Below are 24419 nucleotides of genomic sequence, written 5' to 3'. Positions count from 1 at the left end.
GTGCGCAGTGCGCGTACCGAGGTAGACAAGTGCGCGCGATGCGGCGCGTTGCACGGCTCGTTCACGCCGCGCCGCCCAGGATCGGGACTTCCGCCGCGCCCGCATCCTCACGCACCGGGCACCCCACCGCGACGCCTTCTTCCGCCACGCACCGGAGCGATCTCCCATGGCCAGCCGCAAGCGCACGCCCAGCGATTCCGCATCGTCCACCGCCCCCACGTCCACCGCCGCGCCCGCCGATCAGCGCGGCCATGGCGACGAACTGCACCAGCAGGCCGGCGGCACGCATCCGCCGCTGACCACCAACCAGGGCATTCCGGTCGCCGACAACCAGAACTCGCTGCGCGCCACGCCGCGCGGGCCGACGTTGCTGGAAGACTTCATCCTGCGCGAAAAGATCACCCACTTCGACCACGAGCGCATTCCCGAACGCATCGTGCACGCACGCGGCAGCGCCGCACACGGCTACTTCGAACTGACCAAGTCGCTGGCCAAGTACACCACCGCCGCGCTGCTCACCGAGGTCGGAGTGAAGACCCCGGTGTTCACCCGCTTCTCCACCGTCGCCGGCGGCGCCGGCTCGGTGGACACGCCACGCGACGTGCGCGGCTTCGCGGTCAAGTTCTACACCAAGGAAGGCAACTGGGACCTGGTGGGCAACAACATCCCGGTGTTCTTCATCCAGGACGCGCTGAAGTTCCCCGACCTGATCCACGCGGTGAAGATGGAGCCGGACCGCGGCTTCCCGCAGGCGGCCAGCGCGCACGACACATTCTGGGACTTCGTCTCGCTGATGCCCGAATCGCTGCACATGATCATGTGGGCGATGAGCGACCGCACCATCCCGCGCTCGCTGCGCATGATGGAAGGCTTCGGCATCCACAGCTTCCGCCTGCTCGACGCCGAAGGCCGCAGCACCTTCGTCAAGTTCCACTGGCGGCCCAAGCTCGGCCTGCAGTCCACGATCTGGGACGAGGCGGTGAAGCTGGCCGGCGCCGACCCGGACTTCCACCGCCGCGACCTGTTCGAGGCGATCGAACGCGGCGACTTCCCGGAATGGGAACTGGGCGTGCAGTTGTTCACCCAGGAACAGGCCGACGCCTTCCCGTTCGACCACCTGGACGCCACCAAGCTGATCCCGGAGGAGCTGGTGCCGCTGCAGATCGTCGGGCGCATGGTGCTGGACCGCTGGCCGGACAACTTCTTCGCCGAGACCGAGCAGGTGGCGTACTGCCCGGCCAACATCGTGCCCGGCATCGACTTCTCCAACGACCCGCTGCTGCAGGGCCGCCTGTTCTCGTACCTGGACACCCAGCTCAGCCGCCTTGGCGGGCCGAACTTCCACCAGTTGCCGATCAACGCGCCGAAGTGCCCGTTCGCCAACATGCAGCGCGACGGCCACATGCAGATGGGCGTGCCCAAGGGCCGCGTCGCCTACGAACCCAGCTCGCTGCAGGCCGACAGCCCGCGCGAGACCGCGCGCGGCTTCGTCAGCCACCGCACCCAGCCCGACGATGGCGCCAAGGGCCGCGTGCGTGCCGAGAGCTTCGCCGACCACTACAGCCAGGCACGGATGTTCTACCGCAGCCAGACGCAGCCGGAACAGGCGCACGTGGCCTCGGCGCTGGTGTTCGAGCTGTCCAAGGTCGATACCGCGCACGTGCGCGAGGCAGTGGTCGGGCACCTGCGCCACGTCGATCCCAAGCTGGCACAACGCGTCGCCGACGGCCTCGGCCTGGACGCGCTGCCGCCGGCGCCGCCGGCCGCGGTCGCGCCGCAGGACCTGCCGCTGTCGCCGGCGCTGCAGCTCATCGGCCGCATGAAGCCGACCCTGCAGGGCCGCGCGATCGGCATCCTGATCGACGAGGGCTCGGACGCGAAACTGGTGCGCGACCTGCGCAAGGCCGCCACCGACGCCGGTGCCGCGGTCAAGATCGTCGCGCCCAAGCTCGGCGGCGCCGTCCTCAGCGACGGCAAGCGCCTGGCCGCCGACGGCCAGCTGGCCGGCACACCCTCGTTCGTGTTCGACGCGGTGGCGGTAGTGCTGTCGGCCGAGGCCGGCAAGCGGCTGAGCAAGGAGTCGGCCGCCATCGACTTCGTCAGCAACGCCTTCGCCCACCTCAAGGCGATCGCCGCCGACGCCGGCGCGCAGCCGCTGCTGAAGGCCGGCAATGTGCAGAAGGATGCCGGGGTGGTCGAAGCCAGCGACAGCAAGGGCTTCGTGACCGCGGCCAAAACCCGGCAGTGGAACCGCGAGCCGAAGCTGCGCCTGCTGGCCTGAGCAGGGCAGCGGTTCCCGCCATGGCGCCGCAGGGCTGGCGCCATGGCGATGCCGGGAAAGCTGACAGGGCGCCGGCTTCACGCGGAACCCGGGGCCACACGCTGGTCGCGATCCAGGATCTTCGGCACGCTGGCGCTGCCATCGCCCCGGGGCAGCCACACCCTCGCCTGATGGTCGCGCCCGCGCGTGCTCCGGACTGCCGTGCCGCACAGGCACAGATACGACCGCGAGGCGATCGGCGCCCGTCGCCACCGCCCCGACCGCGACCCGGATATGCCCCCTGCGAGGTCCCGGCACAGGCCCCAAGGTGCGGCCCACTGGCGGCCGCAAAATCGCCTGGTCAATTTTTCGCCACCCCTCTTGACACTGTTGTGTCACGGGCCGGCATCGGCCTTATCCACAACCTTATGCAGAAGTCATCCACACCCCCTGTGGACAAGCCGCCGATGCCACCCTCACCACACCGGAACATCCAAGTGATTGATTCGCGGTCAAAAAGCTTGTCACGCACTTGACAAGAAGCGGGCGGGCCACTCCCGCGTGGCCGCCTGACAGCGACGGCGGGAAAAACTTATCCCGAGCCTCGGGGCGGCGCGTCTACATCGGAGCAAGGTGAAGGAGGCGTGAAATCTTCACCTGCTCGCGACGGACGGTTGGCGCTATGTCCCCCATTCGCGCCAGGCAGGCCGAACGCCCATGCCCAGGCGCGCAGGACCGCCTCGCAGGTTGTGCAACGCACCATGCTTTACGCCCGTTCCGACACCTTCAGGCGCGGGCCCGGGGCCGGGTGACCCGCCATGGGGCACCCGGCCACACCCCGGTCACGGCGTCAGGATCACCTTGCGGCAATCCTGCTCCTTCTTGTCGAAGATCGAATACCCCTGCGCCGCCTCGGCCAGGCTCAGTCGGTGGGTGATGATCTCGTTGGGCCGCAGCCGGCCCTCGCCGATGTGCTCCAGCAGTTCGGGCATGAAACGCTGCACATGGGTCTGGCCCATCTTGAAGCTCAGCCCCTTGTCGAAGGCGTCGCCGAACAGGAAACCGTGGATGAAACCGGCATACACGCCCGGCACGCTGACCGTGCCACCGCGGCGGGTGGCGGCGATGCACTGGCGCAGCGCCGTGCCGCTGCTGCCTTCCAGCTTCAGCGTGGCCATCACCGTCTCCACCGTGCTGCCCTTGGCCTCGAAGCCTACCGCGTCGATGCTGGCATCCACGCCACGCCCGTCGGTCTGGCCGACGATGATGTCGGCCGGATCGTCGATCTCCTCGAAGTTCAGCGGAATCACCCCGTAGGTGCGCTGCGCGAAGTCGAGCCGGTACGGATAGCGATCCACCATGAAGATGCGCTCGGCGCCGAGCATGCGGCAGCAGGCCGCGGTCATCAGCCCGACCGGGCCGGCGCCGAAGATCGCCACGGTACTGCCCTGACGCACGCCCGCGTTGACCGCGGCCTGATAGCCGGTGGGCAGGATGTCGGACAGGAACAGCACCTGCTCGTCGTGCAGCACGTCCGGCACCACCAACGGGCCGACATTGGCCTTGGGCACGCGCACGTACTCCGCCTGGCCACCGGCCACGCCGCCGTACAGATGGCTGTAGCCGAACAGCGCCGCCGGCGGGCGGATGCCCTTCTGGTTCAGCGCCGCGCCCTTGCCGGTGTTGGTGGTCTCGCAGGCGGCATATTCGGTCAGGCGACAATGGAAGCATTCGCCGCAGGCGATCACGAACGGGATCACCACGCGGTCGCCCTTCTTCACCCGCTGCACGTCCGGGCCGACGTCTTCCACCACGCCCATGAACTCGTGCCCGAGCACGTCGCCGGTGTGCAGATCGGGAATCTTGCCGCGGTACAGATGCAGGTCCGAGCCGCAGATCGCGGTGGCGGTGACGCGCAGGATGATGTCGTCGGTCTCGACCAGCACCGGGTCGGGAACGGTTTCCACGCGCACGTCCCGGGTGCCGTGATAGGTCAGAGCTTGCATGGGTAGGTCCTTTCGTCTGCGAACACGTGCCCGCAGTGTCGCCGCCGATGCCGTGCATCGTCGGTGACCACGCCGTGAGTCCGATGTCGCGACCGCAGTGCCTGCGCGCGTGATTGCTGCTTTACCATGCGCCGTCCCCACTGCGAGCCGATGCCATGCCCGACAGCCTCCACGACCTGCAGGCCGCCCAGCGCGCCTTCGCCGACGCCCGCGACTGGGGTCAGTTCCACAGTCCGCGCAATCTCGCCGCGGCGCTGTCGGTGGAAGCGGCGGAATTGCTGGAGCACTTCCAGTGGCTGGACGATGCGCAGAGCAAGCAACTGTCTGCAGAAAAAAAGCAGCAGGTCGGCAGCGAGATCGCCGACGTGCTGCTGTATCTGGTCCAGTTGTGCGACAAGCTGGAGATCGATCCGATCGACGCCGCGCAGCGCAAGATGCTGACCAACGCCGCCAAGTATCCGGTGGAGCGCGCCAAGGGCCGCATCACCAAGTACACCGAACTGTAAGACCCCGGCGAGTCGCGCCGATCGCGGATGCGTCGACGCGCGGCGGTGGCATCCGCCGCCGCGCGCCATGGAGCGACTAGCCGCTCGAGCGCGAACTGCGTGTGCGCGCGGACGATGTCTTGCCTGCGCGCTTGCTGGTCTTACGCTTGCTGGATGCGCTCTTCTTCGCTGGCGTCTTCCTCGCGACCGAGGTTTCCGCCGTCGACTTTTTCGACGCTGTCTTCCTGGATGCCGTCTTCTTCGAGGCCGTCTTCTTGGTCGCAGTCTTCTTTGCCGAAGAAGTCTTGCTCGCCGCCTTCTTGCTCGCGGCCTTCTTGGCCGGCGCCCTCCTGGCCGAAGCGGTCTTCGCCGAGATCTTCTTCGCGGCGGCCGTCCGCGTGCCGGCCTGTTTGGCCCGGGTCTTCGCGGCCTTCTTGGCCGCGCTCTTGCGCACCGTCGCGCCCTTGGTCTGCGCGGCCTTCTTCGCCGCGGCCGAGCGGCTGCTGGCGCTACGCTTCTTCGCCGCGCGCTTGGTCTGCGTCGACAGCGCCTGGCTGCCCACGGTCTGCGTCGCGCTCTTGCCCTTGCTGGCGGTCTTCAGCGCCTTCTTGGCGCCGCGCGAGCGCGTTGGCGACGGCTTGGCCTGCTTGCCGCCCTTGGCCTCTTCCTGGGCAACCTTCTTCCTGGTGGCTTTCGACGCGGTCTTCGACGCGCCGGTCTTGACCCGGGCGCGGCGCGCCTTGGACAGGCCGATGGCGATCGCCTGCTTGGTCGATTTCACCTGGGTCTTGCCCTCGCGCACGCGGTCGATTTCCTCGCGCACGAACTCGCCGGCCTGGGTCGTGCCGGCCTTGCCTTCGCGCTTGGCGCGGCGCGCACGGGTGGTGGTGGATTGCTCCGGCATCGATACATCTCCTGAAAGCGGCCACGACGGCCATCGGCTCCGGGTGTAGCAACGCGCAGATCAAGAGCAGGCATACGACAGGCGAAGCGCACGTGCATATGCCTGCACGCGGAAGACGGCGCCATCAGCTGTCGCGACCGCACAACGCCGGCGAATAGGTCTGGATGGCATGCTGGATCGGCGCGTGTCGTCCGTACATCAACGCGCCGACCAGGACCACCGACACGATGGCGTACATGCGCAGGTGCGCGGGCAGCTGCGGCGCACCGCGCCACTGCAGATAGCACGCCGTCGCCGCCGCCCCGACCACCACACCGGCCGCGACCTCGGACAGGCTGTGCGCTCGCGCGTAGACGCGGGCAATGGCGATCACGCTGGCGATGGCGAAACCGCAGGCGATCGCCAGCCGCGGCCGCGGACGGGCGCGCAGACACAGCATGCAGACCATCGGCCATACGCAGGCGGCGAGCATGGTGTGTCCACTGATCACCCGGAACTGCAGCGCGCGCAGCTCCACCCCACAGCCGGCGTAGAGAATCTTGGTCGCCCCGACCAGGGCCGCGGCGCTCGCCAGCAGGCCAAGCCACGTCGCCGCGGCACGCCATCCCGCGCTACCCAGCGCCAGCCACAGTGCGCAGACGAGCGCGAGCGGCAGCGTCATCGCCGCGTCGCCGAAGTTGCTGATGGCAGACCACATGCTGGGGAAAACGTCCTTCGGCGTACGCGTCGTTCGGAGCCCCCGACGCCGTGCGCCGGGGGCGGCCATGATACGGGCGATCGCTCGAACGGGAGGAACCTGGCACGCGCTCAGACCGCGTCCCCTCCTCCGACCAGCGCTATCGCATGACAGCGGACTCCCGGAGAGGCGCAACCGTGATCTTGTGCGCGAGTGCCGACGGCAGCGCTGACCACAAGTCCCTGCTTGTGGGAGGGACTTCAGTCCCGACTGCAACGAGGTCGGTTGCGCAGATGGATTCGCGCATTGCGGGCGAATCGCCGTCGACGCCTGCACGACACCCGACAGCCGGTTCGATCGCGTCGTACCCAGACCACTAGCCGAGCTCTTACTTTGCGCGTGCGGCGCGCCGCTCCGCCACAGCCTCCGGCGCCGGCTCCCAGCCGAACACACTGCGCCCGCCATAGGCATGCGATTGCGCGCGCTCTTCGGCGATGTAGTCGTCCACCGACGGCCCGCGCGCGGCCGGTTCGAGCAGGCGCGCCTGCGCGTCCAGGCGGCGGATCGCGTCCAGTTTCTCTTCGCGGCCCAGCTTGGCCTGCGCCACCGCCGTCTTGAGCACGCCGATGGTGTGGTCGTAGACCCGCGTCGGCACCGGGAACGGATGCCGGTCCTTGCCGCCATGGGCCAGCGAGAACCGTGCCGGATCGCTGAAACGGCACGGCGCGCCGTGCAGCACCTCGGCCACCAGCGCCAGCGCGCGCACCGTGCGCGCACCAACGCCCGGCACCTGCAGCAGGTCGGCGAAATCGCGTGGCCCGCATTCGGCAGCGGCGGCCAGCGCCCCGTGCAGTCGCCGCACCACGATGTCGCTGCCGCGCACGTCGTGGTGGTCGGGCAGCGACAGATGCGGCAGGTCGGCCGGCCGGCGCTCGGGCACCGTGGCGGCCGCCGGCGCGAACAGGTCGCCGGTCTCCGCGAACAGCGCATCGGCGGCCGGCGCGGTGGCGCCCCGCCCCTGCGCGGCGTGGGTCGGCGCCGTGGCGGCCGATGCCGGCGTCTGCGCGGCCTCCAGCGCGGCGTATTCGCGGGCGATGCGCTCCGGTGCCAGCGTCTGCAACAGCTCCACCTGCGCCGCACGCGCGGCGGCGGCGCGATGATCGGCGAGATTGACGATGTGGCCCTGGCGCGGGCCGTCGATCGCCGCATGCGGTGCATCGACGAAGCTGCTCAGGCCTTCCGACAGCCAGTGGTAGCGGCGTGCTTGCTTGCGCGCACCGTGCATGCCCTGCTGCACCACCACCCAGCGCCCGTCGTCGCTGACGATGAAACCGTGCAGGTACAGGTCGAAGCCGTCCTGCACCGCGGCGCTGTCGACCTTGGCCACCAGGCGGCTGACCCGCGCCAGGTCCGCGCCGTCCAGGCCGGTGCGCTCGCCCACCGCCTGCAGCTCGTCCGGCGTGGCCCGCGAATGCCGTCCACGGCCGCCGCACACGTGGATGCCCAGTTCGCCGGACAGCGGCGCCAGGCCGCGCTTGAGCGCGCCCAGCACGCTGGTGGTGATGCCGGAGGAATGCCAGTCCATGCCCATCACCGCCCCCAGCGACTGGAACCAGAACGGATGCGCCAGGCGCCGCAGCAATTCGTCGCGGCCATAGCTGTGCACGATGGCCTGGCACATCACCGCGCCGAGCCGGGTCATGCGCGCGCCCAGCCAGTGCGGCACGCGACCGCCGTGCAGGGGCAGATCGGCGCTGCCGGAACGTCGGCTCATGGGGGCTCCGAGGAACGGGGTGCACCAGGGTAGCCAGTGCGGGTCTCAGCGCGCGAGTCTGGAGGCGAGCGCAGGCTGAGTGATTCAGTGCGGCCGCACGCGCGAAAGCACCCAGGGCGCTGCATGGATCGGCCCTGCTCGTTGCGTGTCCCGCTGGGCATGCCTTTCGACGACGCCGGCGGGCAACTGGATCCCACAGGAAGTCAGCGCCGCTCTCACGGCGGCAGGCACCTCCGCGCAAACGCGCCTGCCGTCGAGGCTTCAGCCCTGAGAGGCGTTACGGCTGGCGTCCCGATCCAGGCGAACGCATCGCGCGGCATCCGGCCGGCACGGGAGACGCGACAGCGGATCGACGACGTTGCTGCGACGACGCAGGCTGCGCGACGCTGCATCCCGTTCCTTGCGCTGCCTTGCAGCTCACCTGGCCGCGCCGGGGTCGTGACATCCTGTCGTGCTTCGACACCGATGCGATCGATGTCTACCAGGTGGATCGCCCTGCGATTGCGCAGTTCGCCATGGACCACCAGCGCTTCGGCGGCGAGTTCAGCTACCACCGGATGAGCTGGATCAAGCCGAATTTCCTGTGGATGATGTCCCGCGCCGGTTGGGCGCGGAAGCAATGACAGGAGCGGATCCTGGCGATCCTGCTGCCACGCGCCTGCTTCGACCCCCTACTGCGTGCCACGGCCCCGTCGACCTTCGATCCGGCGCGCTTCGCCAGTCAGGTCGCGTGGAAAGACGCGATCGAGCGGTCCGATGTGCGCCTGCAATGGGACCCCGACAGCATCGCGGCAGGTGCCGCACGAGCTGGTCCACGTGCCGCAAGCCAGCGCGGCGCAGAACATCGGGCTGGACAACCAGCCCTGTCGTCGGCCGCAGCGCCGCACGCGCCAGGTGCCCGTTGCAAGCGCTGCCGGCACGGCATCACGCACACGGCGCACGACACGCGCCGGGCATAATGCGCCTCAGGTCGACTGTCGCCACACGCCCGATGTCCTACGCCACCCTCCGCACGCTGCTCGCCTCCTGGGGCGAACTGCGTCCGCAACCTGCATCCGACTGGCAGGGCACGCTGCCGCTGCCACAGGCGCTCGCCGACTTCTATGCGCAGGTGGGGCCATGGGGCGACATCCACGACGCCACGGCCGGCCCGACCGGCCTGTCGCTACAACTCGGCGGCAACCCGCTCGACATTCCGCCGTTGTGCAAGCTGTGGGCGCTGCAGGCCGGCTACCGCTGGAACGCGATCGACGGCAAGCCCATTGCCGCCTGGCGCGACCACTGGCTGGTGATCGCGGACCAGGGCGCGGACCCTGTCATCCTCGACACCGCCAACGGCGGCGTGCTGTTCGCGTTCCACGGGGCCGGCGCATGGCGCCCCCGACCGCTGGCCGCCAGCCTGGAGATCGCATTCGGTGGTCTGGCGACCATGGCCAACACTATGGCCGAACTCGGCGATGCCGCATTCGACGACAGCGCCGCGCTGTGCGCCACTGCCCGCAACGCGGTCGCCGCGTCGCTGGCCGCCTATCTGGGCAGCGACGTCGAGGCCGCGCGCTTTCTGGAAACGCTGGATTGGTAGCGGGCTGAGCAAGCAAGACGCGGCTGCGCCAAGCGCGACGTCTACGCCCACGTGGGCGACGGCATCGCCCCTGCCGGTCGCCCCATCGCGATCACGCGGCTGCACGGTGATGTTCCAGGGAGCGCGCCTGCCGACCCACGATTATCGTGCACCGCATCACAACTTCTCGCTCCCGATGAGGTAGCGTGACCATCGGGGTCCAAACAGGGGATTTGCCGATGACGTTTCGTACCACGCGGCGCGGGCTGTTGCTCGGCGCCGGTTCGTTCGCGTTGCTGTCGCACGTGCCGATGGGCCTGGCCCTGCCGCGCACGCCAGCGAAGACGCCGGCCTTCATCGATGCGCTGATCGCGCGGATGACGCCGGAAGAGAAGGCCGGGCAGCTGACCCTGTTCGGTTCGGCGCAGCAGACCGATGCGGCGGCCGCCGCCAATCCGGTCAACGTGCGCCCCACCGCCGAGGGCCAGTTGGCCGCGGCGCGCGCCGGACGCCTGACCGGCATCTTCAACGGCTCCAACGTGCGCTGGCACCAGCAACTGCAGCAGGCCGCGCTGGAGAGCCGGCTGAAGATCCCGATGCTGTTCGCCGCCGATGTGATCCACGGCTTCACCACCGTGTTCCCGGTGCCGCTGGGCGAAGCCGCCAGCTTCGAGCCGGAGCTGGCGCAACGCACCGCGCGTGCCGCCGCACTGGAAGCCAGCGCGGTCGGCATCGACTGGACCTTCGCGCCGATGGTCGACATCGCCCGCGATGCGCGCTGGGGCCGCGGCGTGGAAGGCAGCGGCGAGGACGTGCTGCTGGGCCGGCGTTTCGCCGAGGCCCGCGTGCGCGGCTTCCAGGGCGAGGGCATCGACCATGCCGATGCGCTGGCCGCCTGCGCCAAGCACTTCGCCGCCTACGGCGCGGCCGAGGCCGGCCTGGACTACAACACCGTCGACATCTCCGAGCGCACCCTGCGCGAGGTGTATTTCCCGCCGTTCCAGGCCGCCTTCGGCGCCGGCGCGGTGACCACCATGGCCTCCTTCAACGAGCTGTCCGGCGTGCCCGCCACCGCCAACACCTGGCTGCTGAGCCAGGTGCTGCGCGGCGAGTGGAACTACAGCGGCCTGGTCGTCTCCGACTACACCGGCGACCTGGAACTGGTCGCGCACGGCTACGCCCGCGATGCGCGCGACGCGGCGCGGCTGGCGTTCCTGGCCGGCGTGGACATCAGCATGCAGAGCGGGCTGTACCTGCAGCACCTGCCTGGCCTGGTCGCCGACGGTGCGGTGCCGATGGCGCGGCTTGACGACGCGGTGCGCCGCGTGCTGCGCTTCAAGGCCGCGCTGGGCCTGTTCGACGACCCGTTCCTGCGCATCGTGCCCGAGCGCGCGCAGGCGCGGCAGCGGCGCCCGGAGACGCTGGCGCTGGCGCACGAGGCCGCGCGCAAATCGGTGGTGCTGCTCAAGAACGAGGGCGAACTGCTGCCGCTCAAGCGCCAGGGCCAGCGCATCGCCCTGATCGGGCCGATGGCCAGCAACTGGGTGGAGAGCGCCGGACCGTGGACGCTGTTCGGCGGCGACGACAGCGGCAACGACCTGGCCACGGCCCTGCGCGCGCAACTCGCCGATCCGGCCACGTTGCAGGTGGTGGAAGGCTGCGCGTTCGAACACGCACTGCCCGGCGGCGTGCAGGCAGCGGTGGCCGCGGCGACCGCCGCCGACGTGGCGATCCTGGCGATCGGCGAACCGCTGCGCTACTCCGGCGAAGCGCAGTCGCGCACCGACATCAGCATCCCCGGCGCGCAGCAGTCGCTGCTGGCCGCCGTGGCGGCCACCGGCACGCCGGTGGTGGTGGTGCTCAGCAACGGCCGTGCGCTGGTGCTCGACGGCGCGGTGCTGGACGCGCCGGCGATCCTGGTCAGCTGGTTCCTCGGCTCGGCCTCCGGCCCGGCGCTGGCCGACATCCTGCTCGGCGTGCACGGCCCCTCCGGGCGCCTGCCGGTGAGCTTCCCGCACGAATCCGGGCAGTCGCCGTACTACTACGCTCACAAGCCCACCGGTCGCCCGGATCCGCGCCCGAACGCGCTGACGCCCTTCACCACCCACTACCGCACGATCTCCAACACCGCGTTGTTCCCGTTCGGCCACGGCCTGACCTATGGCCGCATCGAGTACGGCGAACTGACCTTGAGCACGTCGCGGCTGGCCGCCGGCGGCACGCTGAAGATCGCCGCACGCATCCACAACCGCGGCCACCGCGACGCCGAGGAAGTGGTGCAACTGTACGTCCGCGACCGCAGCGCCAGCATCACCCGCCCGGTGCGCGAACTGAAGGATTTCCGCAAGGTCGCGGTGCCGGCCGGCGGCAGCGCCAGCGTGGACTTCGTGCTGCGCCGCGAGGATCTGCTGTTCGTGGGCCAGGCGCTCAAGCCGACGGTGGAACCGGGCCAGTTCGATCTGTGGGTCGCGCCTTCGGCGCAGGCACCGGGACTGACGGCCAGCTTCGAACTGCTGGGCTGATCGCCGCCGCGGCAACCGCTGGCGGTGGCGGCCACGCGGTCGCCACCGTGGCCGACGCGTGGCCAACGTGGGCGGCGTTTCACGTCGGCGGCACTGCGGGCTGTCGCGTCACAATGCGCGATGCGCGATGCGCGACGCGGCATGAGACCTCATTGCGGGAGCGGCTCCAGGCGGCTTTCAGACTACTCGGAGCCGTTCCCGCAGAGCCGTGCGGAGCCTTACCTGGGTGCACTGTGGGAGGGACTTCAGTCCCGACGCTTTGCAGGGTCTGGCACCCGGCAGGCTTCGCTCGCTGCGACTGCATCCTCGTGCATTCCGGCATGCCCTCGCCGTGTCGGAACTGACGAAGACCACGCGCCGCGACGCGCGCGCCTACCCCGCCAATTCCGCAGCCAGGAAAGGCGCCGTTCGGCTGCCTGCATGCGTCGCCACCACTCCCGGTACGCCCGCCGCCACGACCTTGCCGCCCGCCCCGCCCGCGCCTGGCCCCATGTCGATGATCCAGTCGCTGGCCGCGGCCACGCGCATGTCGTGCTCCACCGCCACCACGGTGTTGCCCGCCTCCACCAGCCCGTGCAATTGCCGCAGCAGCGTGTCCACGTCGGCCGGATGCAGGCCGGTGGTGGGTTCGTCCAGCACGTACACGGTGCCGCGGCGCTGTGCGCGCTGCAGCTCGCTGGCCAGCTTGATCCGCTGCGCCTCGCCGCCGGACAGTTCGGTGGCCGGCTGGCCCAGGCGCAGATAGCCCAGGCCCACCTCCATCAGCACCTGCAGCGGCCGCGCGATCGCCGCATCGTCGGCAAAGAAATCCAGCGCCTGCGCCACGGTCATGCGCAGCACCTGTGCGATGTTCTGGCCGCGCAGTTCGATCTCCAGCGTCTTGGCGTTGTAGCGCGCGCCATGGCAGGTGGGGCACGGCGCATACACGCTAGGCATGAACAGCAGCTCCACGCTCACCGCACCCTCGCCTTCGCAGGTCTCGCAGCGGCCCTTGGCGACGTTGAACGAAAAGCGCCCGGCGTCGTACTTGCGCTTGCGCGCTGCCGGCGTGGCCGCAAAACGCTTGCGCACATGGTCGAACAGGCCGGTGTAGGTCGCCAGGTTGGAGCGGGGCGTGCGCCCGATCGGCGCCTGGTCCACCTGCACCAGCCGCCGTACGTGTTCCAGGCCGCCGGCAATGTAGCCATCGGTGGCGACACGCGCACCGCGCTCCAGCGGATCCAGTTCCTCCTCCGCCTCGGCCGGCGCCTGCCCCAGTTGCGTGCCCAGCAACTCCACCAGCGCCTGGCTGACCAGCGAGGACTTGCCCGAGCCGGACACGCCGGTGACCGTGGTGAACACGCCCAGCGGGATGTCCACGTCCAGCGCGACCACGTTGTTGCGGCTGACCTCGCGCAACTGCAGCCAGCCCGCCGGCGAGCGCGGCGCCTGCGCAGCGGCGTGCGGTTCGGCGAACAGGTAGCGGCGCGTGGACGAGGCCTGCACCTGCGCCAATCCCGCGGGCGGACCGCTGTACAGCACCTGCCCGCCGTGCTCGCCGGCACCGGGGCCGACATCGACGATCCAGTCGGCATGACGGATCACGTCGATCTCGTGCTCGACCACGAACAGCGAATTGCCCGCGCCCTTGAGCTGGTCAAGCGCGCCCAGCAACGCCTGCGTGTCGGCCGGATGCAGGCCTGCCGACGGCTCGTCCATCACGTAGACCACGCCGAACAGCTGCGAGCGGATCTGCGTGGCCAGGCGCAGCCGCTGCAGTTCGCCCGGCGACAGCGTCGGCGTACTGCGTTCCAGGGTCAGATAGCCCAGGCCCAACGCCTCCACCACCTGGATCCGCGCCAGCAGGTCCTGGGCGATGCGCTGCGCGGCCAGCGCCTGCTCGGGATGCCGTGAGCGGCCCTGCAGGCGGCCTTCCGCCGCGGGCCGCAGCAGGTCGGCCACCTCGCCGAGCGGGCGCTGCGACAGTGCGCCGATGTCCAGCCCGGCGAAGGTCACCGACAGCGCCTCGCGGCGCAGCCGCTTGCCGTCGCAGCTGGGGCACGCGGTGCTGATCAGGTATTGCGCCACGCGTTTCTTGATGAGCGCGCTCTGCGTGCTGGCGAAGGTATGCAGCACGTAACGGCGCGCGCTGCTGAAGGTGCCCATGTACGCCGGCTCCTGCTTGCGCTTGAGCGCACGCTGGGTCTCGGCCAGGCTGAAACCCGGGTACACCGGCACGGTCGGTTGCTCGTCGGTGTACAGGATCCAGTCGCGGGTCTTCTTCGGCAGCTTCGCCCACGGCACGTCGACATCGTGGCCGAGCGTGGTGAGGATGTCGCGCAGGTTCTGCCCGTGCCAGGCCGGCGGCCACGCCGCCACCGCCCGCTCGCGGATGCTCAGCGAACGGTCCGGCACCATCGACGCCTCGGTGGCGTCGTAGATGCGTCCCAGCCCGTGGCAGGTGGGGCAGGCGCCGGCCGGCGTGTTCGGCGAGAAGCCGTCGGCATGGATGATGTCCTGCCCCGGCGGATAGGTGCCGGCGCGCGAATACAGCATGCGCAGCGAATTGGAGATGGTGGTGACGCTGCCGACCGACGAGCGCGTGCTCGGCGCGCCGCGATGCTGCTGCAGCGCCACCGCCGGCGGCAGGCCGTCGATGGCGTCCACATCGGCGACGCCGGCCTGGTCGATCAGGCGCCGCGCATACGGCGAGATCGAATCCAGATAGCGCCGCTGCGCCTCGGCGAACAGCGTGCCGAACGCCAGCGACGACTTGCCCGAACCGGACACGCCGGTGAACACCACCAGCGCATCGCGCGGCAGCTCCACGTCCACATCCTTGAGGTTGTGCTCGCGCGCACCGCGGACGCGCACGAAGCCGGAAGCGGCGGAAGCAGAAGGCGTGGACATGGGCGGGACCGGCAACGCGAAGGAGCGCGCAAGCTTAGCCGGTCGGCTGCCACGAGCGTGTCGCGGCGACTTTGCTGCGGCGTGTTCGGTAGCGTAGCGGCACGCAGCGCCGTTGAGGCGGAGATCAACCCACCACGGGCGCCACCAGCGTGTCGGCATCCTCGTCGCGCGCGGCCAGCGCCTGCATCCGCGTCACCGCACTGGCGAAGGCGCGCAGCACCGCCACACCGCGTTCGGCGTAGATCGCATGCAGCGCCTGGTAGTACCACAACGTGCCGTCGCGCCCAGCAGTGAAGCGCTCGAACACTGCCGCACCGACCTCGGGATCTTCCAGGTCGGCGACGATGCTGCGCGCGTTGTAGAGCTTGTCGCAGGCCGACACCAACAGCACCGCATCCGGGGCCAGCGCCAGATGCGCCAGGTACGCCTGCTTGCGGATGCGCCAGTCGCGGCGCTTGGCCGGCACGTCCGCGGGCACCGCCTTGCGCTCGGCCGTGGCGTCGGTACACGCCATCACCATGTCCGCCACCGCCTCGCCGAATTGCGCGCGGATCACGCCCTCATGGCCGGCGCCGCAATCCTCCACCACGTCGTGCAGCAGCGCCGCGATCGCCTGGTCCTCGTCGCCGCCGGCCTCCAGCACCAGCGTCGACACGCCCAGCACGTGGCTCAGATACGGCACCGTGCCGCCCTTGCGGAACTGGCCGGCGTGGGCGATGCGCGCGTAGTCCACGGCGCGCGCGTAACGTTCGGTGAGAGCGGTCATGCGGCGATCCTGACGGAACAGGCCGGCATTATCGCCAAACTTGCCGGCGTGAGCGCGTGGAGATACGAGTGGACGTGGCTACCGTTCAAGCCGCGTGTGGCAGCCATGGCGTATCTGATCGGCCGACAACGCGTACGGACGCGGGCTGCCGTGCAGCCCTGCCCTGGTTCAAGCGCGTTCCCCGCTTACACTTCCCTGTTCCCGCACCACCGCAACGCTCGCACGCATGAACGTCCGTCATCTCGACCAGCACGCCCCGGAACTGCCGCAGATCGCCGCCTGGTACCACGCGGCCTGGGGCCGCGAAGCGGGTTTCACGCTGGACGACGAACTGCGCCAACTCCAGCGCGCCGCGGATGCGCATGGCCTGCCGCGGCGGCTGGCCGCCTTCGATGGCGCCCAGCCGATCGCCGTGGTGCAGCTGAAAGACCGGGAAATGGACGCCTTTCCGCAATATCCGTACTGGTTGGGCGGCATGTACGTCGCCGATGCCTATCGAGGGCGCGGCATCGCCGGTCGCCTGCTCGCCCATGCCCTGGCAGACGCCGCGGACCTGGGCCTGGACGCCCTGTACCTGCAGACCGAGCACTTGGACGGCGGCCTGTACGCCCGCCACGGCTGGCAGCCCGTGCAGGAAGCCGATTCCTACGGCACCCGCGTGTTGCTGATGGTCCGCCAGGTCGGCTGAGCCAACGCCAGCGGGACCCGGGCGTCTGCACATTACTTTTCCCCCGCGCCGCGTTAACGTGGCGCTTGGAAAGATAGGGCGTCAGCCACCAACCGACCGCTCGATCGACAGACACGCATGAACGCAGCGCCAAGGATGCAACCCACCATGATCACCGACACCGCCCACGCCGTGGACGACACCGCTACCGACAGTGCCCCGACCCCGCCCGCGCGCCGTGCCGCCATCTCCGGCCGCGCCGCCACGCACAGCGTGTACCGCTCGCCGCTGTCCGCCGACGACGCCAGCAGCGACGCGCTGCGCCTGCGCGAACAACGCGCCAAGCGCGCGGCACAGGTCGCCGCCGTCGGCACCGTCGCCGCCCTGGCTGCCGTGGCCCTGATCGCCTGGCGTCGCGCACGGCGCTGACCGCGCAACAGCCCAAGACGCATCCGGCATCATGCGCCGAGCAGGAAGCTCGCCACCGCGCACGCAAGGAACGTCCTCATGACGCCATGGCACCGCATCGCCCAATTCGCCGGCCTGGCGCTGGTCGCCAGCGCCTGCAGCATGCCCGCCGCCGCCCGCAAGACGCCCATGGCCTCGGCGGTGCTGAGCGTCCCGGCCGACCTGCCCAACCAGCGCCTGTTCGACTGCGCCGAATCCAGCATCGCCACCCTGTCGGAGACCAGCAGCTCCTGGCCCAAGGTTACCCGCGAAGACCTGGCCAAGGGCATCCTGGAATCGGGCGACTTCCCCGAAACCAACCGCAGCGGCTTTCGCCTGCGCCTGGAGCGCCCACCGGGCGCCAACCAGGCCAAGCTCACCCTCAAGGGCGCCGGCGCCTACTTCGTCGACCTGGGCGCCGACCAGGCGATGCAGGATCTCAAGACCGCGTTGGATCGCTGCGTCGCCACGCGGCCGCTGTGAGCCCGAATAGCACACGATAGTTCTGACTCCCGCGCCGTACAGCGACCAAGGAAGGACACGACCATGCCCAATTACGCCATCGAAGCCCGCTCGCTCGGCGTCATCGGCATCGCCGGCCACGCCTTCTGGGTGCTGCGCGAAGAACACGGCAAGGCCGTGGCGGAACTGCATGGCCTGGTCACCGATCGCCAGACCGGCCAGGCCATCCCCATCGGCACCGACGAAACCCGGCACTCGCTGCGCGCCTGGCACTACCCGCACGATCCTGCGTACGCCCGCTCCATCGGCGAAAAGGTCGACAGCACCACCTACATCCGCGACGACCAACCGTCACGCACGGTGGCCACCGGCGACAAGCACGAGATCCTGGAGCGCTGGAACACCGCGGTGCGCGCCGTGCAGGAACTCAACGCCCAGGACCGCGACTATCCGAACTACGGCTTCAAGGTCTTCGGCGAGACCATCAACAGCAACTCCGCCTACCGCACCTTCGGCGAACTAATGGATGTGCCGGTGCAGCGCTTCCCTAGGCGCCTCGAACCGGGCATCGGCAACCGCATGCTGTCGCCGGAACGCACCGAGGAGCTGCGGTATCACGCAGCGGAGGGGCAGGAAAGGCAGCACTTACCGGATCCCACACGTGCCGACCACCCCGATGACACAATGGTCCAGCAGATCCGCAGCGTCGGCCCTAAACGCCCTGAACGGAAGGCGATCCGTGCCATCCCCATGGTCTACGACATCAGCCCGGCAGCGCAGTACCCTATCGAAAGCGGCAAGCCAACGAGCTATTAACGCTTATGCAAAGCAAATGGTGGATGCGTATGCACCATTGCTCCGATCAAAAATAAGACATCCATGGGACACCCAAACATAAACGTTTGAGGTCGACGTCGTTGTGCGGCGCAAGAAGAAGCAACGTCCAGGCCAGCAAAAATGGAGCAGGCAACGTGAAAGCAACTTCAACGATTCCATTGGCCATAGCAATCATCTTTCTATCAACATCCTGCGCAACCACCGGCTTGGCAGCCAACGAGCGACAAGCAGGAAACATGAAGGAGCACACGGAAATGACGCCAGCCGAACTGGGCCATCGCTTCCTAGCGATGATAGAGACTATCGACAAATTCGATGACCTGTCCGCGGAGTCGCTGCAACGGCTCATGGACGTCCCATTCACCAGGGATGAAGCGAAAAATTCCGGGTTCTACGTACTGAATTCCCAAGAAAACTGGAAGTACAACCTCACCTACAACTTCGACGAGAAATTTCCAAGATACTCGAATGTAAATCTGGAAATATCCGCAGCAGGAGGTACAAATGAAGCAAATTCACCGCCATGCGACCTGATATTGAAAAACTACGATGACTCCTTGAAGAAGCACGGCTTCAAGCCCGAGCCAACGTCCTACAACGAGTTCGGCTGGGCGCTTTCCTTCTATTATTCGCGCAACGATCTTTACATCCAAATCATCCCCCAGAACAAAGCACTGAAGTCTCCAGACGCACCTGGCGGAACCTGCATCGAAGCGATCAGCCTCCACAAACTAGAAGGGTGACGACAATGCCAGAAGCTAACGCACAGTTGCAGGCGGCCTTGGCGCGATTCGGCAGCCAGCCCGGAGTCACCGCCGATCAGGCAGCACAGTTGCGCGCAACCATTGCTGCAGATCAGGACCTTACACAGCGCCTGAATCAAGAAGCTGCCAACGGTCATTTGAGCGGCTTCGCATTGAGCCAAAGCGGCTCCCAATCGTTGATCGGGTCTTACGACAAGTCGTCCGGGGTTGTCACCCTTCCCACACTCCAACCCGGCTCCGCCGCTGCAGAAGATTTGCGCGGTACTCTGCGTCTGCAGGAGATGAGCATACGCTTCGCTCACACCACCTATGTAGACGCCAACCAGCAAAGCCATGCGGTGACCCAAGACATGGTCACCAATCTGCAAGCGACGATCAACAGCTCTCCCGCACTGGCCACCGAAATGAAGCGAGCGGTCACCACGATCGACAGCAACACCAGTAGCAACCGGCAACAGCACATGTTGCTTGAGAATTTTGCACCTCTTAGCGGAACTGTCGCAGGCGGAACCTTCAATCCTGCAAACAAGACGATGAGCATCCCGCCTACTACGCTGGGGCAATCGCCAAGCCGGTTCAATCAGAACGGCGCTACCGACCTGACATTCGTACTGGGCCACGAGACCCAACACGCCTTCAATCAAGTGCCGATGGTCGGCGCCTATCGTCAATTCGATTCCGCCGTGAAGGCGATCGCCAGCGACAACAATCCGATCAACGACTACACGGTTCCTATCGAAAACCTGGTTGCAAGAAACCGGGAGGATGAGGCCAAGGCACAAATTTCGGGCTGGAACGCATTGATCGATCGAGAGCGTCAGATCAACCCTCAGGTCGATCTGACCGCCATGAAAGGCATTCCGAATAGCCGCATCAAGGACTTTGTCGAAGCAGACCCGGCCAATCCTAGTCAAGCCAGAGCACGACCAGGACTCAGCTTCAATGCGGACGGTTCGCTCCCGATGACGCCGGAGAACATTGCCGCACAAGGGCACTACTACTTCGACAAGCTTCCCAAAGGCACGCCTGGCCTGTCAGTGGATCAGACAACCGGCATCGGCTATCACGGCGACTCGGACTACCCCAATTACTACGGCGCCTTGGCACTGAGCCGCGCGATCAAGATCGACAGAGAAAACGCGCACTCCATCCGCGGCGTCGCGCCGCAAATGCATCTGAACATGCAACGCCTGCACTTCAATGAGACCTTGCTGGAGCGCAACGGCATCGCTTTGCCGCAAGGCAGCACAGCCACCCCTCAGGCGTTCTGGGATACCAGTACGACCCCGCCAACACCCGGCCTGCTGCAACACACCCAGGATTCCCACCAGCACATCAGTCCAACGCCCGAGCTCGCCCCGTCGCAAGCAGGACGCACCCAGCCGGGCGACCCTGGACATCCCGACACCCCGTTGTTCGAGAAGATTCGCGATGGCGTGCGCGGGCTGGATCAACAAGCAGGCAAACCGTGGGACGAGAACAGCGAGCGGCTGAGCGCAAGCCTGTTGCTGCTGGCGGGCGAAAAGGGATTCACGGCGAGGGACGACCTGAAGATCGCCGCCAACAAGCCAACCGCCACCTTGGGCAGCGGCGAGGTGGTGCACCTGTGGCGCACCGGCCACCCATCGCCCGACCCCGCCGCACACCGAGCGCACATGCCCATACAGGACGCGCTCGCGGTACCGGCGGAACAGCGCTTCGCGCAACTGGAGGCGGTGCAGCAGCAAGTCAGGTCAGAGGAACTGCAACGTAGCCAACAGCAGGAGACCGTGCAGGCGCAGTCGGTGCCGGTGCGTTCGATGTAGTTGCCGCACGCCCTCTTCACATGTATCAGTGCGGACACGGCATCGGCCCGGCCGCGGTGGCGCCGGTAGCCGCAAGCGACGGGCTGCACAACAGCGGCGACTCCGTCGACCGGAGACTGCAAGCATGGGCGAATGGCGACTCGCCTACCGCAGAGGAGGACCCGTCATGGCGCCCCGCTATCGGCGCCGTAGCCCTGTGGCTGATACGGAGACTGACGCTGCGCCGTCCACGACACCTCGCGTAGCACCATGTCCATCTGCTCCGCGAGCAATTCCATGCACACCGCTAGCTCGCCCGCTCGCACCTTCGGCGCGGCCTCCCGCTCTTCGGCCACGCTGCGTGGCTCTGCCAGTCTTGCGAGGAACTTGATGAACTCGCCCAGCCGCACCAGCTGGAACTGGCTTTCTTCGGGCAGAAAATAGCCCGCCATTTCAAGATCGTCCGCTCTGTATTCCGACATCGTCGCCTCTCCTTCCATGAAGTGGCCGTCCGCCGCAAATGGCGGACGGGAAGTCGGGAGGCTAGAAACCGCACACAGCCGGCGGGCTTATTCCCCTTGCGGGTGTTGTATTCACCGCCCTCCCGACACAGACGTTGCGTCGGTTGCACCTGCCTAAAGCATGCAAGCACAAAAAAACCCACCGGTTTGTCGGAGGTGGGTACCGCTGTGTGCGGAGTTTCTAGGCTCCGTGAGGAGAGCGTGCTACCAATTAATCGTCTCGTCAAGCCCTTAGGCCTCGCCTCGAAGGCTGTGGCCACCCCACATAGCCACAGCCTTCAAGGCCAGCCAATTCGCCTGCTACAAGCATCAGTTCTCGCTTACGGCGATTTCGACGTAGCCGATCAGCTCCGCCGAATAGCTGCCGTCCCCGCTCGCCGCCCCTTTATGCTTCAGCTCCCGTTGCAAGGTCGGCTCGACCACCCCGGAAAACAAGTCGATCCGTTGCTCCGGCTGGAAAGTCCGCGTGGCGGATGGCGCTCGCAGGTACTTCTCGCATAGGCGCTCGACCGCTGGAACGCGCGTGCCGTCCTGCTTGACGGCGATGGGCTGCACCACCACGCGGCGCTCGCCCTTGCCAGCGGATGCTTCAACCAGCCACAGCGACAGCAGCACTGGCTCGTCGACGTCGCCGGACACGGCGATGCCGACTTCCTCCGGCGGCACGCTTCGCCAGCGACCCAACTCGTCTTGCACCAAGGGGTGATCCAAGCCCATCAGCTGCAGATCGTCCTGATTGGTCGCGGCTTCGCGGCTCAGTGTGAAGCGGGCGCGGCGGGTACCTTCGGCGGTGACGAGGTCGTAGGTCGCATCGTCCACTTTGACCAACTTCTGCTGGCGATCCGCGACCGCCGCTGAGAGGAAGCGCACCAACCGATCCAGACCAGACGACACGTCCGAGAAGGGCTTGTAGTCGTCGAGACTGAATCCGTCGAGATTTTGGAACAGGTCGAACACCACCTGTCGCGCCTCGCGGGAGTTCGACAGCGCCGCCTCCAGCTCTACCTGCGTGCGCTTCAGCTCCGGGTCGGACAGCGCCTCCTGGTACAGGCGGTCGTAGTTCAAGCGTTCCGACAACTGCCCCAGAATCTGCGCACGCAGGTCTTCGGCCACATTGCCCTGCTCATCCACCTTGCCGACCGTGCGCGCGATCTCGGTCAGCTTCTCGTCGAGCAGCAAAAAGATGCGGCCTTCGATGGTGTCCGACAGCACGAGGTTGTAGACCTGCGCGGTATGGCTCTGGCCGTAGCGATGGATGCGCCCGATGCGCTGCTCCATATCCATCGGGTTCCACGGTAGGTCGAAATTGAACAAGACGCGGGCGAACTGCAGGTTGATGCCTTCGCGCCCGGCCGCCGTGCAGACCAGCACGCGCGGGCCGTCCTTCAGGCGGAAGCGACGCTCCGCCGCCACCTTCGCACCGTGATCACCGCCGCGCAGCACGGCGACGCCCTGGCCGGGAAAGGTCTGCTCGATCTCGCGGGCGATCATGTCCACCGTGCCGAGGTAGGTGGCGAAGATCACGATCTTCTCGTTGGGGTTCTGCCGCCACAGCGTGCCCAAGCCGTCGAGCAGCTTTTGCATCTTGGTTTCGCGCTCTGCCGGGAACACCCGCAGCAGGTCGCCGATGCGCAGGCGCTCCTCCGGCAGATGCAGATCCACTACCGCCGACGCGGCTTCCTCGGCGTGCGAGGATGAATACTCGCTGGCGTAAGGGTCGGAGGCCATTTCCAGCGCCTCTTCGTCCAGCTTCTTGACCAGCCGGTACTTCAGATCGGCCAGCACGCGATCCACCTCACTGCGCCCGATGCTGTCGCGTGGTAGGCCAAACTCCTCGTGGATCAGCTCGCGCGCCTCCTCGGTCAGGCGCTCGCGGCCTTCGATGTCCAGTTCCTTGTCGCGCAGAAACGCCTCGTGCAGCGTCAGCATCAGCAGGCGGCGCTTGAGCGTGCGGCGCACGGCAGCAAAGCTCGATGCCGCGATCTTCTGGAAGATGGCCATCAGGAAGCCCAGCGCACGCCCCTGGTTGCCTTGGCGGCGCGCGAGGTCGAAGCCGTCCTCCAGGTACTCGCGCAGCTTCTCGTAGAACAGCCGTTCGGCCTGGTTCATCACGAAGGATTCGGTGTGAACCCAGCGCCGTGCGAACAGAGGCGAGCCATCGGGCTGACAGGCGTCGGCCTTGGTACGGCGGAACATCACCGTGTTGAGCCGATGCCGTTCCTCCAACATCTCCTCGGGGCTGCGGAACAGCGTCGGGTTCAGCAGTTGCGCCAGCATCCAGAACTGAAAGTGATTGCCCTGGTGTGGCGTGGCCGACAGCAGCACGAGGTCACGTGAGTGATCCTTCAGCGCCTCCGCCAGCTTGTAGTTCTCGGTCTTGCGCACCTTGCCGCCGGTTTTGTAGGCGGTGAGGTGATGCGCTTCATCGAACACCACCAGATCCCAACGCGGCGCGTCCAGCAGGCGTTTGATGCGCGCCGGGCGCTTCAGCGTGTCGATGCTGGCGATCAGCCGGTCGTGCTTGGCGAAGGCATTGGTCTTGCGGTCGGTGATGTCGCCTTCGGAGCCGAACACCTCGAAGTCGAGGTTGAACACCTCGTTCAGCTCGCGGTGCCAGTTGTTCACGAGGCCCGCAGGCACCACCATCAAGGCGCGGGTCAATTCGCCCCGGCTGGCCAGCTCGCGCAGGATCAGCGCGGTTTCGATGGTCTTGCCCAAGCCCACCTCGTCGGCGATCAGGTAGCGCCGGGGCGAGGCGGTGGCGATTCGGTGGGTTAGCACCACCTGATGCGGCAGCAGGTCGATCTTGGCCGAGGTCAGCGCCGAGGCGCTTTCCATCACCGGCAGCGCGTGCGCCTCGTAGGACAGCCACGCCTTGCGCGACCGCTCCGCGCCGCCATCCACGGCGCGCAGGATGCGCTCGGTGCGCGTGAGTTCGCGCCGCAGCGACGCCACCGGCACCCGGCGTTCGCCGACGCCGAAGAACGCGCGCAAATAGCCGTCACGCGCCGGGTCGAGGACGACCCCTTGGCCGTACTCGGGGTGGGTGATGCGCTCGCCGGGTTGGAACTGAATCTCTGCCGTCACTCAGCCA

General features: G+C 67.7%; 17 protein-coding genes and 2 pseudogenes. 11 read left to right on the top strand and 8 right to left on the bottom strand.

All coding sequences use genetic code 11. The features are described 5' to 3' along the window. Nucleotides 1–166: 166 nt before the first annotated feature. Nucleotides 167–2281: a catalase gene (locus tag SLW52_RS03285; RefSeq protein WP_267099029.1), complete on the top strand. Its 2115-nt coding sequence runs from the start codon at nucleotides 167–169 to the stop codon at nucleotides 2279–2281. Nucleotides 2282–3102: 821 nt separating this feature from the next. On the opposite strand, the gene SLW52_RS03280 is transcribed toward SLW52_RS03285, so the two are convergent. Next, entirely contained in the window at nucleotides 3103–4266 is a 1164-nt protein-coding gene (locus tag SLW52_RS03280; RefSeq protein ID WP_017911294.1) for a zinc-dependent alcohol dehydrogenase, read from the bottom strand. A gap of 155 nt (nucleotides 4267–4421) precedes the next feature. Between SLW52_RS03280 and SLW52_RS03275 the strand changes: the two genes are divergently transcribed. Continuing rightward, on the top strand, nucleotides 4422–4772 hold the full coding sequence (locus SLW52_RS03275) for a nucleotide pyrophosphohydrolase (RefSeq protein ID WP_284467647.1): 351 nt from the start codon (nucleotides 4422–4424) through the stop codon (nucleotides 4770–4772). 367 nt (nucleotides 4773–5139) lie between these two features. Here the strand turns inward: SLW52_RS03275 and SLW52_RS03270 are convergent. The 3 genes and pseudogenes from SLW52_RS03270 to SLW52_RS03260 form a co-directional block, all read right to left on the bottom strand. After that, nucleotides 5140–5655, bottom strand: a pseudogene (locus SLW52_RS03270) (DNA-binding protein); the annotation flags it as partial. Between the two features lie 124 nt (nucleotides 5656–5779). After that, entirely contained in the window at nucleotides 5780–6421 is a 642-nt protein-coding gene (locus SLW52_RS03265) for a phosphatase PAP2 family protein (RefSeq protein WP_320739429.1), read from the bottom strand. A gap of 298 nt (nucleotides 6422–6719) precedes the next feature. Continuing rightward, nucleotides 6720–8105: a DUF763 domain-containing protein gene (locus SLW52_RS03260; protein WP_267093659.1), complete on the bottom strand. Its 1386-nt coding sequence runs from the start codon at nucleotides 8103–8105 to the stop codon at nucleotides 6720–6722. 485 nt (nucleotides 8106–8590) lie between these two features. Here SLW52_RS03260 and SLW52_RS03255 point away from each other — a divergent pair. The 3 genes and pseudogenes from SLW52_RS03255 to SLW52_RS03245 all read left to right on the top strand — a co-directional run bounded on the left by SLW52_RS03255 (nucleotide 8591) and on the right by SLW52_RS03245 (nucleotide 12188). Continuing rightward, nucleotides 8591–9064 (top strand): annotated as a pseudogene (locus tag SLW52_RS03255) (DUF4291 family protein). Between the two features lie 32 nt (nucleotides 9065–9096). Further along, entirely contained in the window at nucleotides 9097–9687 is a 591-nt protein-coding gene (locus SLW52_RS03250; RefSeq protein WP_320739430.1) for a hypothetical protein, read from the top strand. Between the two features lie 218 nt (nucleotides 9688–9905). Beyond that, nucleotides 9906–12188: a glycoside hydrolase family 3 N-terminal domain-containing protein gene (locus tag SLW52_RS03245; protein WP_017916167.1), complete on the top strand. Its 2283-nt coding sequence runs from the start codon at nucleotides 9906–9908 to the stop codon at nucleotides 12186–12188. Between the two features lie 372 nt (nucleotides 12189–12560). On the opposite strand, the gene SLW52_RS03240 is transcribed toward SLW52_RS03245, so the two are convergent. Both SLW52_RS03240 and SLW52_RS03235 read right to left on the bottom strand, forming a co-directional pair. Continuing rightward, nucleotides 12561–15077 carry an excinuclease ABC subunit UvrA gene (locus SLW52_RS03240; protein WP_320739431.1) on the bottom strand — a complete coding sequence of 839 codons (2517 nt, stop codon included), beginning with the start codon at nucleotides 15075–15077 and terminating at the stop codon, nucleotides 12561–12563. A 124-nt stretch (nucleotides 15078–15201) separates the two neighbouring features. After that, nucleotides 15202–15843, bottom strand: coding sequence for an HD domain-containing protein (locus tag SLW52_RS03235; protein ID WP_320739432.1), 642 nt, complete (start codon nucleotides 15841–15843; stop codon nucleotides 15202–15204). Between the two features lie 226 nt (nucleotides 15844–16069). Between SLW52_RS03235 and SLW52_RS03230 the strand changes: the two genes are divergently transcribed. The 6 genes from SLW52_RS03230 to SLW52_RS03205 all read left to right on the top strand — a co-directional run bounded on the left by SLW52_RS03230 (nucleotide 16070) and on the right by SLW52_RS03205 (nucleotide 20825). After that, entirely contained in the window at nucleotides 16070–16531 is a 462-nt protein-coding gene (locus tag SLW52_RS03230) for a GNAT family N-acetyltransferase (protein ID WP_320739433.1), read from the top strand. Between the two features lie 147 nt (nucleotides 16532–16678). Then, nucleotides 16679–16939 carry a hypothetical protein gene (locus SLW52_RS03225; protein WP_320739434.1) on the top strand — a complete coding sequence of 87 codons (261 nt, stop codon included), beginning with the start codon at nucleotides 16679–16681 and terminating at the stop codon, nucleotides 16937–16939. Nucleotides 16940–17017: 78 nt separating this feature from the next. Further along, nucleotides 17018–17440: a hypothetical protein gene (locus tag SLW52_RS03220; protein WP_320739436.1), complete on the top strand. Its 423-nt coding sequence runs from the start codon at nucleotides 17018–17020 to the stop codon at nucleotides 17438–17440. A gap of 63 nt (nucleotides 17441–17503) precedes the next feature. Further along, complete coding sequence (locus SLW52_RS03215; RefSeq protein WP_320739437.1) at nucleotides 17504–18235, top strand: hypothetical protein; 732 nt, start codon at nucleotides 17504–17506, stop codon at nucleotides 18233–18235. Between the two features lie 155 nt (nucleotides 18236–18390). After that, a complete protein-coding gene (locus SLW52_RS03210; RefSeq protein WP_284467654.1) occupies nucleotides 18391–18999 on the top strand; it encodes a hypothetical protein in 609 nt (202 codons plus the stop codon). 5 nt (nucleotides 19000–19004) lie between these two features. Next, on the top strand, nucleotides 19005–20825 hold the full coding sequence (locus tag SLW52_RS03205; RefSeq protein WP_152182001.1) for an XVIPCD domain-containing protein: 1821 nt from the start codon (nucleotides 19005–19007) through the stop codon (nucleotides 20823–20825). A gap of 164 nt (nucleotides 20826–20989) precedes the next feature. On the opposite strand, the gene SLW52_RS03200 is transcribed toward SLW52_RS03205, so the two are convergent. Continuing rightward, nucleotides 20990–21286: a hypothetical protein gene (locus tag SLW52_RS03200; RefSeq protein WP_226980572.1), complete on the bottom strand. Its 297-nt coding sequence runs from the start codon at nucleotides 21284–21286 to the stop codon at nucleotides 20990–20992. A 348-nt stretch (nucleotides 21287–21634) separates the two neighbouring features. Beyond that, nucleotides 21635–24412, bottom strand: coding sequence for an SNF2-related protein (locus SLW52_RS03195; RefSeq protein WP_284467655.1), 2778 nt, complete (start codon nucleotides 24410–24412; stop codon nucleotides 21635–21637). Nucleotides 24413–24419 lie beyond the last annotated feature (7 nt).

The organism is Xanthomonas sp. LF02-5, from assembly GCF_034105325.1.
Taxonomy (GTDB): Bacteria; Pseudomonadota; Gammaproteobacteria; order Xanthomonadales; family Xanthomonadaceae; genus Xanthomonas_A; species Xanthomonas_A sontii.
This window is presented reverse-complemented; position numbering and strand designations above follow the sequence as displayed.

Excerpts from the sequence above, each read along its gene's own strand:
- SLW52_RS03235 (WP_320739432.1), bottom strand. The coding sequence starts at position 15,843 with ATGACCGCTCTCACCGAACGTTACGCGCGCGCCGTGGACTACGCGCGC.
- SLW52_RS03265 (WP_320739429.1), bottom strand. The coding sequence starts at position 6,421 with ATGGCCGCCCCCGGCGCACGGCGTCGGGGGCTCCGAACGACGCGTACG.
- SLW52_RS03285 (WP_267099029.1), top strand. The coding sequence starts at position 167 with ATGGCCAGCCGCAAGCGCACGCCCAGCGATTCCGCATCGTCCACCGCC.
- SLW52_RS03250 (WP_320739430.1), top strand. The coding sequence starts at position 9,097 with ATGTCCTACGCCACCCTCCGCACGCTGCTCGCCTCCTGGGGCGAACTG.
- SLW52_RS03200 (WP_226980572.1), bottom strand. The coding sequence starts at position 21,286 with ATGTCGGAATACAGAGCGGACGATCTTGAAATGGCGGGCTATTTTCTG.
- SLW52_RS03225 (WP_320739434.1), top strand. The coding sequence starts at position 16,679 with ATGATCACCGACACCGCCCACGCCGTGGACGACACCGCTACCGACAGT.
- SLW52_RS03230 (WP_320739433.1), top strand. The coding sequence starts at position 16,070 with ATGAACGTCCGTCATCTCGACCAGCACGCCCCGGAACTGCCGCAGATC.
- SLW52_RS03205 (WP_152182001.1), top strand. The coding sequence starts at position 19,005 with ATGCCAGAAGCTAACGCACAGTTGCAGGCGGCCTTGGCGCGATTCGGC.
- SLW52_RS03280 (WP_017911294.1), bottom strand. The coding sequence starts at position 4,266 with ATGCAAGCTCTGACCTATCACGGCACCCGGGACGTGCGCGTGGAAACC.
- SLW52_RS03240 (WP_320739431.1), bottom strand. The coding sequence starts at position 15,077 with ATGTCCACGCCTTCTGCTTCCGCCGCTTCCGGCTTCGTGCGCGTCCGC.
- SLW52_RS03275 (WP_284467647.1), top strand. The coding sequence starts at position 4,422 with ATGCCCGACAGCCTCCACGACCTGCAGGCCGCCCAGCGCGCCTTCGCC.
- SLW52_RS03220 (WP_320739436.1), top strand. The coding sequence starts at position 17,018 with ATGACGCCATGGCACCGCATCGCCCAATTCGCCGGCCTGGCGCTGGTC.
- SLW52_RS03215 (WP_320739437.1), top strand. The coding sequence starts at position 17,504 with ATGCCCAATTACGCCATCGAAGCCCGCTCGCTCGGCGTCATCGGCATC.
- SLW52_RS03260 (WP_267093659.1), bottom strand. The coding sequence starts at position 8,105 with ATGAGCCGACGTTCCGGCAGCGCCGATCTGCCCCTGCACGGCGGTCGC.
- SLW52_RS03245 (WP_017916167.1), top strand. The coding sequence starts at position 9,906 with ATGACGTTTCGTACCACGCGGCGCGGGCTGTTGCTCGGCGCCGGTTCG.